General features: G+C 70.3%; 8 protein-coding genes and 1 other RNA gene. 8 read left to right on the forward strand and 1 reads right to left on the reverse strand.

Translation table 11 applies throughout. From position 1 onward, the window contains the following. Nucleotides 1–10: 10 nt before the first annotated feature. Nucleotides 11–1,141: a dimethylsulfone monooxygenase SfnG gene (gene sfnG / locus D0D37_RS30680; RefSeq protein ID WP_116204084.1), complete on the reverse strand. Its 1,131-nt coding sequence runs from the start codon at nucleotides 1,139–1,141 to the stop codon at nucleotides 11–13. 240 nt (nucleotides 1,142–1,381) lie between these two features. Here sfnG and rnpB point away from each other — a divergent pair. From rnpB to D0D37_RS30720, 8 genes are all read left to right on the forward strand, one after another. Further along, nucleotides 1,382–1,775: RNase P RNA component class A (gene rnpB, locus D0D37_RS30685), an RNA gene on the forward strand. A 22-nt stretch (nucleotides 1,776–1,797) separates the two neighbouring features. Continuing rightward, nucleotides 1,798–2,655, forward strand: coding sequence for an SCO6745 family protein (locus D0D37_RS30690; protein ID WP_116204085.1), 858 nt, complete (start codon nucleotides 1,798–1,800; stop codon nucleotides 2,653–2,655). A 470-nt stretch (nucleotides 2,656–3,125) separates the two neighbouring features. Further along, on the forward strand, nucleotides 3,126–3,392 hold the full coding sequence (locus D0D37_RS30695; RefSeq protein WP_116204086.1) for a hypothetical protein: 267 nt from the start codon (nucleotides 3,126–3,128) through the stop codon (nucleotides 3,390–3,392). Between the two features lie 12 nt (nucleotides 3,393–3,404). Beyond that, nucleotides 3,405–3,893 (forward strand): hypothetical protein, encoded by a 489-nt coding sequence (locus D0D37_RS30700; protein WP_116204087.1) that lies wholly within the window; start codon nucleotides 3,405–3,407, stop codon nucleotides 3,891–3,893. A 3-nt stretch (nucleotides 3,894–3,896) separates the two neighbouring features. Beyond that, entirely contained in the window at nucleotides 3,897–6,857 is a 2,961-nt protein-coding gene (locus D0D37_RS30705) for an ATP-binding protein (protein ID WP_116204088.1), read from the forward strand. A 46-nt stretch (nucleotides 6,858–6,903) separates the two neighbouring features. After that, nucleotides 6,904–8,982: a magnesium transporter gene (locus D0D37_RS30710; protein WP_116204089.1), complete on the forward strand. Its 2,079-nt coding sequence runs from the start codon at nucleotides 6,904–6,906 to the stop codon at nucleotides 8,980–8,982. Between the two features lie 3 nt (nucleotides 8,983–8,985). Beyond that, nucleotides 8,986–9,585 (forward strand): acetyl-CoA carboxylase biotin carboxyl carrier protein, encoded by a 600-nt coding sequence (locus tag D0D37_RS30715; protein WP_116204090.1) that lies wholly within the window; start codon nucleotides 8,986–8,988, stop codon nucleotides 9,583–9,585. A 2-nt stretch (nucleotides 9,586–9,587) separates the two neighbouring features. Beyond that, nucleotides 9,588–10,586 (forward strand): C40 family peptidase, encoded by a 999-nt coding sequence (locus D0D37_RS30720; protein WP_116204091.1) that lies wholly within the window; start codon nucleotides 9,588–9,590, stop codon nucleotides 10,584–10,586. Nucleotides 10,587–12,488: the final 1,902 nt, after the last annotated feature.

Below are 12,488 nucleotides of genomic sequence, written 5' to 3' on the forward strand. Positions count from 1 at the left end.
CCGCGAAATCTCAGATCCCCGCCGGTTCCGGGACTCCCGCGCCGCGTTCCAGCACCCGCTCCTTCTCCCGGATCACCGGCAGCACCGCCCGGCCGAAGTGTTCGACGTCCTCCAGATAGTGCAAAAATCCGAGCAGCAGCAGGTTCGCGCCGCGCTTTTTGTACTCGATCGCCCGGTCCGCGATTTGTTCCGGCGTCCCGATCAGCCCGGTCCGGAATCCGTCGTTGTACTGGACCAGGTCCGCGAACTCCGAATCCGCCCACATGCCCTTCGTGTCCGAAGTGGACTTCCCGGCCTGTGCGACCGCCGAGCGGAATCCTTCGACTGCGGGCACGTTCGCCTTCGCCACGATCTCCCGCAGAACCTCGCGCGCCTCGGCTTCGGTTTCGCGGGCGATCACGAAGCCGTTGAGCCCGAACCGCACCGTGTGGTCGTTCTCGGCGGCGTACCCGCGCACCTCGCCGACCTGCTCGCTGAACCCGTCGAAATCCTTGCCGTTGCTGAAATACCAGTCCGAAACGCGACCGGCCAGCTTGCGCGCCGCGGTGGAGTTGCCGCCCTGGAAGACCTCCGGATGCGGCCGTCCGGGACCGGCGACCGGTTTGGGTTTGAGGTCGAAATCGTGGACGCGGTAGAAATCGCCGCGAAACTCGGCATGGTCGTCGGTCCACAATTGTTTCAGCACGCGGATGAACTCCTCCGAGCGGCGGTAACGCTCGTCGTGCTCGAGCCACGGTTCGCCGAGTCCGGTGAACTCGTCCTTGAACCAACCGCTGACCACGTTCACCGCCGCCCGGCCACCGGAGATGACGTCGGCACTGGCGACGAACTTCGCGAGCACGCCGGGCTGCCACAGTCCAGGATGGACGGCCGCGATGACCTTCAGCCGCTGCGTCGCGAGCAGCAGCGCCAGGCTGAAACCGGTGGATTCGTGCTGGTAAGCGGCACCGTAGCTGGCGGTGTAGCGGACCTGGGTGAGCGCGTAGGAGAAGCCGTTGTTCTCGGCGAGCACGGCCAGGTCGCGGTTGTACTCGTAGCCCCAATCGGTGCGCTGTTCGATGTCGCTGGTGACCAGGCCGCCGCTCACATTCGGGACCCAGTAAGCGAATTTCAGAGGTTCGCATGCTTCAAGTGCGGACATGGCGGGAGTGAAACAGCGGCCCGGAAACGGGTCAACGCGCGTCCACGCGGTGGAATGGGCTTCTCGACAGCGGGTGCGGTGCCGCCCGGGGCGGGTTTGCTGTCCGTGAGGGGAACCCTGAGGGACTCAGAGTCCCCCAGGGTTCCCCTCACAGACCTCTGACGGAGCGGAGGCACGCGGGCCGTTGTGCCAGCCCGTGCCGGGGTCCGCGCGGTCTCCCGGGTAGGCTGCTCCGGCGGACGAGCTGGCAGGACGGTCGCGGCCCGGGTTCTCCCGGTCCGAGGAAAGTCCGGACTCCGCAGGGCAGGGTGGTTGCTAACGGCAACCCGGGGCGACCCGCGGGACAGTGCCACAGAAAACAGACCGCCCCCGTCTCGCGACGGGGGTAAGGGTGAAACGGTGGTGTAAGAGACCACCAGCATCCCGGGTGACCGGGATGGCTCGGTAAACCCCACCCGGAGCAAGGCCAAGAGGGAGCACCGCTCCTGCGCAGGCGATCGAGGGCGGCCCGCCCGATGCCTGCGGGTAGGCCGCTGGAGCCTGCCGGCGACGGCAGGCCGAGATGGATGACCGTCGCCCGGTCCGCCGCGAGGCGGCCCGGGAACAGGATCCGGCTTACATGCCAGCTCGTCCGCCCGATCGCTACGATCGGGCGCATGGGTCAAGCCGTCGCCACCGCTGTCGCCTTCCGGACCACTTTCGACGCTCTGCACGCTCCCGTCTATTTCGCGCCGGAGACTCAGCAGCGGCTCGCCGCCGCGGGACTCAAACCGGGGTCGATGACCTACTTCGCCAGCCGCGCCGCGGCGATGGGCGCGGTCGGACCGGGCACCGTCACCGCCACCTTCTACAGCTTCAGCCCCAGCCTCGTCGCGCACTTCGTGCCGCGCGTCTGGACGCTCGCCACCCCGGAGGCCGTCCTGGAGGCCCGGCTCGCCGCTGTCGACGAGATCTACCGCCGGCTGCTCGGCGACGAGACGGTCGAGTCCGCAGAGGTCGCCGAAGCGGCGGCGCTCGCGCGAGAAGCCACCGAAGGCTGCCGTCCGGAGGGGCGTCCGCTCTACGCCGCCCACGCCGACCTGGCGTGGCCCGAGCAGCCCCATCTCGCGCTCTGGCACGCGATCACGCTGCTGCGCGAGCACCGCGGAGACGGGCACGTCGCGGCGCTGACTACGAACGGACTGCCCGGACTCGACGCGCTGGTCACGCACAGCGCGACCAAGAACGGCACCCCGCCGGACACCGCCAAGCGCACGCGCGGCTGGAGCGACGAGGAGTGGGACGCGGTCGCGGCCAGGCTGGTCGTCGACGGAATCCTCGACGCGGACGGCGTGCTGACCGAGCGCGGACTGGAACTGCGCGACCGCGTCGAGACGGCGACCAACGCGGCGGCGGAAGGTCCGTGGCGGCACCTCGGCGAGGAGAAGACGGCGCGGCTGGAGCAGCTGTGCGCTCCGCTCAGCCGCCGGGTGATCGAAGCCGGCGCGATCCCGAGCGCGGCGTTCCGGGCCTGATCGGCGAGACGGTCGGGAGCTGCCCGGGATCACGCTTTGTAGTGAACAAATGCGCACATCGGACGTGATGGTGACCGTTATCGCATCAGAGAGTGATCAATTCCGGATTGTTTTCCAATCCGGTTGTCACTCACCGGACTCGCGGCGGAACGCCGATCGGGGCATGCCACACTGGTGCCTGCCCGACACGCCGGTCCGGGGCGCACTGAGAGTGAGCGCCGCGCGTTTTGCGGAGCCGCACTGCCGGAACACTGCGCAATCCGGGTGGCTTGGGTTATTCCGGAGCACCCTTGCCACGATGATGGAGGGCGAGGAATCCTGACCACCGGACCGTAGTACCCGCCCGCTAACTACAAGTCGACATCTACGCAGCGCGCTTTGACCATTACCCCTTGTAACGCCATGATGGTGTTCGCAGCTTCGCCGAAGCCAGAACAGCGCGGCGCCAACCGTGCACCGGGAGTATCGCGATGACCAGCTTGACCGCCCTCGAGACTCTTGCGGCCGGAGACATCAGCACCAACAACGTGCGCACCTGGCTGCTCGACAACGTCATCCCACTCGTATTGCTCGCGGTGGCGCTGCTGCTGCTGTGGCTCGGCGGCGGCAAGGGCGACAACGCGGGGGTCATGCGGCGGCTCGCCGGCGTGGTCATCGCGCTCGCGATCATCGGACTCGCGGTCAGCGGCGCCGGCGTCAACGTGGGCCAGTGGATCGCCGGCCTGTTCACCGGCTGAGGCGGAGCAGGCGTGCGGATCAGGACCGATGACGAGGTGTACCGGGTCGATGCCGTCTGGCTCGGCCCGCCGAAGGCGACTTTTCCCTGGCGAGCCCGTTACGTGGCATGGCTCGTCGGCATTCCGGTCTTCCTGGTCGTGCTCACCGTGGAGCGGTGGGTCGGCTGGAGTTTCGGGTTCTTTTCCACGGCGTGGGCGTTCGTGGCCACGATCGTGATCACCAGGCTGATCACCTCCAAGATCAGCCATGAACGCCCGCTGGGCGCGGTGATCGCGATGATGGGCCAGGAACTGCGCGCGCCGAGAGAGCGGACCTCGGGCGCGGGCGGCGCGATGAGCGCCAGCCGGGTCCGGGTGCGGGCGGAGCGCCCGCTGCCGAAGCACAAGAGAAGGCGGCAGTACCAGCACCGCGACCCCCGTCGCGGTGCTGGCGCGAGTGCCGGGAAACAGGGAGCACCACGAGCGCGCCGGAGCCGCCCCGCGGCTCGGGCCGGGAGGTAGTCGTTGTTCGGTCGCGGCGGAAGCCGAGGGAAACGGGAACAAGACGTCCCTGCCGGCGCGTGGAACGCGCCGCCGCAGGGCCGTCCGCCGTCCGGCGGCGCAAACTCCGGCGGCAAGGGCCGCCGGCTGCCCGGTGAGCAGGCGATACCGGCGTACACGCCGTCGATCGCCGCGCGCAGCATCGACGGGCACCTGCTGCGGACCGGGTACGAGGTGTACGCCTGGTACCGGCTCGCGCCGCAGCGCTGGTCGTTCCGTTCCGATTCGCAGCGCCGCGACCTGATCGCGGCCATCGCGGGCCAGTACGCCGAACTGCAGGGCCGCTGGCTGCACCTGCGCGTCACGAACCGGCCGTACCCGATCCGGATGTGGGCCGAGGCGCACGTGCACAACGCGGTCGGCAGGCCGGGCGACGTGCCGGGCGCGCTGTCGTTCGACGACTACCTGATCGGCGAGCAGCAGCAGCTGATGGGCCGCTCGATGGCGGAAAAAGAGGTCTACCTCGGCGTCCAGGTGCAGACCCGGCGCATGGTGGACCGCGCGGTCGAACGCGCCGCGCCGGTGCTGCGCCGGATCCTGCCCGAGGCGGTCGACGCCGAACTGGCCGCGCTGGACTCCGAGATCGAGCACCTCGACCAGGTCATCGGCAGCGCGGGGCTGGAAGGCCGTCCGGTGCACGCCGAGGAGATGTCCTGGCTGATGCACCGTTCGTGCTCGCTGGGCCTGCCCGCGCCGCGCAACATGCCCGCGGTGCCGGGCGCGGCGTGGGAGCCCGAGGACCTCGCCAGCTTCACCGACGCGGCTGATTTCCACGCCGACCCGTACGCGCCCACGGTCACCGTGCGCGGCCGTACCGGGTCCAACGCCGGCGTGTCGCGGCATCTCGCGGTGCTCACCGTCGGCCAGATGCACGGGCTGCAGATCCCCGAGGTCGACGACCCGTGGATCCAGCACGCGGACCGGCTGCCCGCGTCGGTCGAGGTGTCCGCGCGGATCTACGTGCGGCGTCCGGAAGAGGTGTCCGGCGAGCTGCAGCGGCAGATGAACAAGGTCCGCTCGCAGGTCAAGCACTACACCGACGAGCACGAGCTGGAACCGCCGCAGTCGCTGGCCCGCCAAGCCGGCCGGGTGCTGGAGATCGACGACGAGATGACGTCGGGCTTCACCGCGCTGGCCACCCGCGTGCGGTCGTGGTGGCGGCTCGCGGTGTCCGGCCCGACCGAGCGCGACGCGCTGCGGCTGGCCCAGCAGCTGCTGGACCTGTACAAGCCGAAGATCGCCATCGAGCATCCGGAAGCGCAGTACGCGATGGCCCGGGAGTTCATCCCGGGCGAGCCGCTGGCCTCGGGCGCGTACATGCGCCGCGGTTCGGTGGTGTGGACGGCGTCCGCGGTGCCCACCGCGACCGCGGAGGTCGGCGACCGGCGCGGGATCCTGCTCGGCGAAACGGTCACCGCGACACGGCGGCCGGTGGCCTGGGACCCGTGGATGGCGCAGGAGATCCGCGACGGATCGGGCCTCACCGCGATGGTGGCCGGCCTCGGCGGCGGCAAGTCGTTCCTCGGCGGCGGCATCGTCTACAAGACGCTGCGGGCCGGGGCGCACTGGACGATCCTCGACCCCTCCGGCCCGCTGTCGCGGCTGTGCGACCTGCCGGAGATCCGGCCGTACGCGCGGCCGATCAACCTGCTCAACGCCCAGCCGGGCATCCTCAACCCGTACCGGGTGGTCGCCGATCCGCTGATCGAGCACTTCATGGACGAGGAGGACCCGGAACGCTCGTGGCGGCGCGAAAAGGCACTGGCCGGAGCGACCCGGCGGCGGCTGGTGCTCGACGTGCTCACCGGCGTGCTGCCGTACGAGGTTTCGCGGATGGCACAGACCCGGATCGTGCTGCTGCGTGCGGTGCGCGCGGTCGGCGGCCGGTTCGACGCCGACCCGGGCCAGGTCATCGACGCGCTGCGACGGGATTCGAGCGAGCACCACGAGCACGCGGTCGTGGTCGCGGACTTCCTGGACGAAATGCGCGAGCGGATGGCGCTGCTGATCCCGGAGACCGACGCGGACCCGTACGCCGAGACCCGCGACGACCGGATGACCGTGCTGACCATGGCGGGCCTGACCCTGCCCAAGGACGGCGTCCCGCGCGAGTACTGGACCGACGCCGAATCGCTCGGCGTGGAAATGCTGAACCTCGCGGCCTGGCTGACCCAGCGGTCGGTGTACGAGAAGCCGAAGGAACTGCGCAAGGGCGTCTGGATCGACGAGGCGTTCTTCCTGTCCGAGGTGCCGACCGGGCGCGTGCTGATGAACCGGTTCGCCCGTGACTCGCGGAAGTGGAACGTCCGGGTGCTGCTGTCGTCGCAGATCCCGGCGGACTTCCTGAAGATCCAGGGTTTCGTGGCGCTGCTGGACTCGGTGTTCGTCGGCCGTCTCGACGACGACGATGCCCAGGCCGATGCGCTGCGGCTGCTGAAAGTGCCGGTCGGCGTCGGCTACGAGCAGGTCGTCGCGGCCCTCGGCCGTCGCCCCGGAGCGCAGCAGCGCGGGCTGGAACGCGACATGGAGCCCCGGCAGTTCATCTTCGGCGACGGGGCCGGCGGAGTGGAACGCATCCGCGTCGACTTCTCCGGCCCGCATCTCGACCCGTTGCGCGCGGTCATGGACACCACCCCGGGCTCGCCCGACGCGCGCACGAAACCCGGCAGCGACCTCGTGGTGCCCCACGAGGACGAGGCCAAGCCGTACGTCCCCGCCCCACCGGAGGACGAAGAGCTGGAACACGACTTCGAACTCCAAGCGGAACTCGAGGTCGGTCTCGCCGACGAGCAGCTGCTGGGCTCGCCGGATCCGCTCGCGTCCGAGACCGGCGAGGTGGAGGGTGCAGTGCGCAACGGACGGCAGGAGGACCGGCACGCCCGCGCCGGCGGCAAAGGCGGCGGCACCGGCAGGGATGCCGCATGAACCCCGGTGATCCGGGCCGGCCCGCGCCGGCCGTGAGGAGGCCTGCGTGAACACCGTCTTCACGCTGGCGTTCGTCCTCGCGTTCGCCGCCGGCTGGCACGCGCTGCGCAAACGCGTCAAGGAGGGCCCGAAGCCCGGTGGCCGCCGGCCGAGCCGGCGCGCGTCGTTGCTGGCTGTGGTGGCGGTGATCGGGCTGCAGACGGTGCTGTTCGCTCCGTCGGCCAACGCGGCGGCCTGCGGGGAATCGCCTAACCCGGAGCGTCCGGGGGCGGGGATGGTGGGTGCGCTCGATCCCGCCGAAGGCCACGGTGAAGCGGGCAGCCCGTACATCGATTACAGCTACGCCGGATTCGTCTGGAACACCTACCAGACGAACTGCACGGCGTTGTCGGCCATCGCCTCGCCCAGCTCCACGATCGACACCTGGGCGGGCAACCAGCTCTTCAACGTCGGCAAGAACATCGTCGGCGCCACCAACTCGCTGCACTACACGGTGCTCGAGGGCGGCCTGCTCAACCCGATCTACAACGCGGTCAAGGCAGGCGCGGAGAAGGTCTACAACAACATCTACGCGCAGCTGTTCGGGCTGGTCGCGCTGATTCTGTCGATCATGTTGTTCCGCAACATCTGGCGGGGCGACCTGGCCGGGGTCAGCAAGCGGGCGCTTTACGCGATGGCGGGCGTCTGGCTGGCCGCGTCGTCGCTCGCGATGCTGAGATATTTCGATCCGATCGACAAAGCGATCGTGCAGACCACCACGAACATCCAGGCCGGGTTCGTGGACGAGTCCGAGAACCGGGTCGTGCGGCACATCCTGCCGACCGAACTGCACAACGAAGTGGTCTACAAGAACTGGATGCGCGGGGAGTTCGGGTCGCCGGACGCGCCGCAGGCCGCCCAGTACGGCCGCCCGTTGCTCGATGCCCAAGCCTTCACCTGGGACCAGTTGCGCAACGGCGACGACGCCAAGCAGAACGTCGTCGACGCCAAAAAGGCCGCCTTCAAAGACATCTCCACCAAACTCGGCCCCGCCACCGGCTACTTCACCGGCGAGGCGGGCGGCCGCACCGGCGCCGGTTTCCTCGCCCTCGGCCAGAGCCTCGTCTACTCGCTCTTCCAGTTGCTGGCCAAGGCGTCCGTGCTGCTCGCGCAGGTGCTGATCCGCCTGTTCGCGCTCACCGCGCCGCTGATCGGCCTGGTCGCGCTGCTGAACCCGGAGATCCTGCGCCGCGTGCTCAAGGTTGCCGGCGGCATCGCGTTCAACCTGGTCGTGCTGTCGGTCCTGGCCGGCGTGCACGCGCTGCTGCTGCAGGCGATCTTCGCCGCGGGCGACGGGCTCAACCTGCTCACCAAGATGGTCCTCGCCGGGCTCATCACCGTCCTGTTGTTCCTCGTCGGACGGCCGGTGCGGCGGCTGTGGCAGATGGTCGAGATGTCGGTCAGCATGGTCGGCGCGGCGGTGCCTTCGCCGGGCGGCGGAGTGTTCTCGCGGTTCCGCCGGAAGAACGGCCCGACCCCGCAGGACCAGTTCTGGCAGAACGTCCGCGACACCGACGACGTCGTCGACGGCGAACAGCGCGGCCCGATCGGCGCGACCGTCGGCGGCGGCCGGTATCGCCCCGAGGCGGCGGTTTTCGCCAGCTCTCAGCGGCTGGACAACGCTTCCCGCGCGGCTCGGCCCGCGGCGGCCTGGTCGGGTGCTCCGTGGCCGGGTGCGGTCGGTCCCGCGCAGTCCGCCGCGGGCGCGCTGCCCGCGGGCGGCGGGGGAGGCGCGCCGGTCTTCGGCCAGTACCACCCGGTCGCCGGTGCTCCTGGCGACTACGTCATGGCAGGCGCGCGCTGGCCGGTCAAGGAAAGCCGCCAGGTCGACACGTCCCCGGTCGCCGACCGGCGGTGGAGCGACGAGCCGGAACCGGTGGTCGTCCCGTCGCGGATGGCCGCGCCGGACCGCGGCTACTCCGCCCCGGCCCCGGACCAGCCCGGGTTCACCGTGCCGACCCAGGGCATCCGGGCCCAGCCCCGGCGGGTGGATCCCGAGGTCGTGGCCGGGAAGCCGGTGTTCGTGCTGTACCGCCCGTCGCGCGGCATCGAGGTCCGCGACACCGACCAGGTCATGGGGCGGTGACCGATGCCGATCCGCACCAACCGCGGCCGGACCGCGGTGTACCGCCGCCTGTGGGGCTTCCCGCTCCGCTCGCCTCGGCACCTCGTGGGCACGCTGGTGTTCCTCGCGCTGGTGATCACCGCGCTGGGCATCGGCCTGCCGAAGGTGCTGGGCAAACCGGCGTCCGCGCAGCCGGGCGCGGCTCCGCCGAACTCGTCGGCCGCGCCGCACACCGGCGTCGCGGCCCCGGTGCCGAGCACTGAAACCCTGCCGACCCGGCTGTCGCAGCCGCTGGTCACCCCGACGTCGGCGGCGCCGAGCCCGGAGGCGCTGAACGTCGCGAAGCAGTGGGCGACCGCGTGGGTGCGCCATCCCGCGGGCATCACGAACGCCGACTGGCTCAACGGGATGCGCGGGCTCACCACCGACGAGTACCTCCCCGTCATGTCCACAGTGGACCCCGCGAACATCCCGGCGACCAAGGTCACCGGCGATCCGACGGTCGCGCAGTCCTACTCCAGTTCAGTCAAGGTCGTGGTCCCCACCGACGGTCCGAAACTCAGCATCACCGTGGTCCTCACCAGCGCGGGATGGCGAGTGTCGGATTACGACCAGGCGAGCTGACCGTGAAGCTGGCCATTCTCGTCTCGGTGCTGATCGCCGCCGTTTTCGCCACGGTGCTCACCACCAACGTCGTGACGAAAGTCGTGAGCGACCAGCAGCAGGCAGCGGCCGGCGGGATCGCCCTGACCTCGTGCGACGCCGCGATCGGCCCGACCCAGCCCGGCCAGCCGGAGCAGGGCGGGTCGGACGCGGCCGAACTCGACCAGGAGTCGCGCGGCACCGTTTCGCTCATCATCTCGATCGGCAAGCAGCGCAGCCTCGCGCCGCGCGCGTGGCAGGTCGCGATCCAGGCCGGGATGACCGAATCGCGGCTGCACAACGTGAACTTCGGCGACCGGGACTCGCTGGGCATCTTCCAGATGCGCCCGTCGATGAACTGGGGCAGCGCGGCACAGGTCACCGATCCGAACTACGCGATCAACAAATTCTTCGACGTCCTGCTCAGCGTCCCGGACTGGGAAAACCTGCGCCCCGGCGACGCCGCGCAGCGAGTCGAACGCTCCGGTTTCCCCGACCGGTACCACCGCTGGGAGGCCATGGCGGCCTCGCTGGTGCAGAACATGGGCCAGGTCGCGGACGTGGTCGGCTGCGGGCAGGGCATGGGCGCCGCGCTGCCGCCGAGCCAGGCCGCGGCGCAGGCGATCAAGTTCGCGCTCGGCGAGCAGGGCAAGCCCTACATCTGGGGCGCGACCGGCCCGGACTCCTACGACTGTTCCGGCCTGATGCTGCGCGCCTACGAATCGGCGGGCGTGATCCTTCCGCGCGTGTCGAAGGACCAGTACCAGGCCGGCGCGATGCTGCCGGTGCGCGAAGCACAGCCCGGCGACCTGATTTTCCTCGCCACCGACCCGGCCGACCCGACGACCATCCACCACGTCGCGATGTACCTGGGAGACGGCAAGATCGTCGAGGCCCAGCAGACCGGCGTCCCGGTGCACGTGCGCCCGTTCTCGTTCGACGAGCGCCAAGTCGTGCCGCAGGCGGTGCGCCCCGGCGTCTAGCATGGGTGCGGGAGGCATCGGCTCTTGACCCGCGGGTGCCCAGTACCGCGGGTCCGGATTCACCCCGAAGTCGCGGCCTGTCCACGAGCACGTGGCCGCGCGCTGGCAGAGGATGGCACACGTGGCACGGAAATTCGGCAAGCGAGGCAAACCAGGCCAGAGCGAGCCCCAGGACCCGGCGTCGCTGTTCGGCGCACCGCAGCAGCCGCGCCAGTCCGCGCACCCCGCGTCCAGCACCCCGTTGGCGGACCTGCTGAACCAGGGAATGCCCGGCGTGGACGGCGGGTACGTCGTTCTGCCGCGCTCGCTGGCCGAGGGCATGTCCCTGCCGTGGCAACAGCAGATGGCGGCTTTGCTGGCCCAGTTCCACGCGGAGCACGCCCGGTTGTCTTGGCCGGTGTACCGGGTGGTTCCGTCCCGTTATGAGCGGTTGGTCGATCTCGACGAGGAGCAGTTGGCGGAGGCTGGCTACCTGGTGGAGATGGACGCCGTGGGGGAGATGGTCTATCGGGAACGCAGCGGCCGGAAGGTCCAGGACCCGGACCGGACGACTGTGCTGGTGTCCTGCTTGGACCCGATCCCGCGCCCGGCTGCGGCACCGGCCCCTTCCGGCGACGTGCGACCGGTGGGGCCGTTGCCCGCACCGGTACCGATGAACATCGGCCCGGCTCCGGTGTGGCGGTCGGTTCCCAACGGGCTGGAGGGGGTGCCGGGTTCGGTAGGCCCGGTACCGCGTCCGCCGGAGGAGATGCGGCCGTCCGCTAGTGCTGGCCACGCCGGTTCGGTTCCGGCAGCTAAACCCGAGCCGGTAACGAATGCCAAGGCTCCGGAACCGCCCGTGCCCGCGCCGCCTGTCCCGCCCGCTGCGACGGTTGACCAGGTTCCAGAGACCACCAGCCCGGATCCGACCCCTGCGACAGAGGCACCCCGGCCTGACCCGGTGCCCGCGACTGACTCGGGCACGACTGTCGAAGAGCCGGTCCTTCCGCCCGACTCAGGTACCGCGGATTCCGCTCAGCCCAAGGCAGAAGATGCTCCCGCGCCGGTGACTCCCGCCCCATCACCGCACGAGGCTCGCGAGCAGCCGGTGGATCCGCAGTTGCGGGCGAGGCAGTCGTGGCAGCCGAAGCCGTACGTCCACGAGCCGAGGCAGCCCGCACGACCGGCGGAAGCGTTGCCGCCACAAGGGAATCCGGTTGCAGCGCACGGTCGGCACGAAGCGGCTCCGGAGACCTCGGCAGCCCAGGACGCTTCTGTCTCGACGGGGTGGCGTGGGCAGAATCCGGCGTCAGGCCAGGTTTCTCCGCAGGTGCCGTCGAGCCAGGTTCCCCAGCCAGGGGGACACCAGCCTGGCCCGGGTCCGCAGTACGTCGCTCAGCCCCCGGCGCAGCAGACTCTTTCCGGGACGCCGCAACAGGTTCCGGCGGCACCTCCTGCCGCGCCGGTCACGGAGCAGCCGATGGTCCCTCCAGTACCGGCGGCGCAGCAACCGCCACCGCCCCGCACCCAACCGGCTCCGCCTGCGCAGCAACCTCCGGCTCAGCCGCTTCCGCCAGCAGGCCCGGCTGCACCCGCGGCGCAACAGATTCCGCCAGCACCCGGCTCGCAACAGACTGCGCCTGTGCAGCAATCTTCGGCTCAGCCGAGCGCACAACCGCTTCCGCCAGCGAGCCCTCCTGCGCCGAGTGCCCAACCGGCCCCGTCTGCGCAGCAACCTCCGGCTCAGCCGAGCGCGTCGCCGATGAACCCTCCGGCTCCGGCCGCGCAACAACCGGCTCCGCCCAGCGTCCAATCGGCTCCGCCTGCGCAACAACCGGCTCCGCCCGTACCCAGCGCCCAACCGACACCACCTGCGCAGCAACCCCCGGTCCAGCCGAGCACCCAACCGCAGGCAAACCCACC

It is taken from the genome of Amycolatopsis circi, assembly GCF_003385235.1.
Classification (GTDB): domain Bacteria; phylum Actinomycetota; class Actinomycetes; order Mycobacteriales; family Pseudonocardiaceae; genus Amycolatopsis; species Amycolatopsis circi.

Coding starts and splice junctions, on each gene's coding strand:
- D0D37_RS30690 (WP_116204085.1), top strand. CDS start 1,798: ATGGGTCAAGCCGTCGCCACCGCTGTCGCCTTCCGGACCACTTTCGAC.
- D0D37_RS30695 (WP_116204086.1), top strand. CDS start 3,126: ATGACCAGCTTGACCGCCCTCGAGACTCTTGCGGCCGGAGACATCAGC.
- D0D37_RS30715 (WP_116204090.1), top strand. CDS start 8,986: ATGCCGATCCGCACCAACCGCGGCCGGACCGCGGTGTACCGCCGCCTG.
- sfnG (WP_116204084.1), bottom strand. CDS start 1,141: ATGTCCGCACTTGAAGCATGCGAACCTCTGAAATTCGCTTACTGGGTC.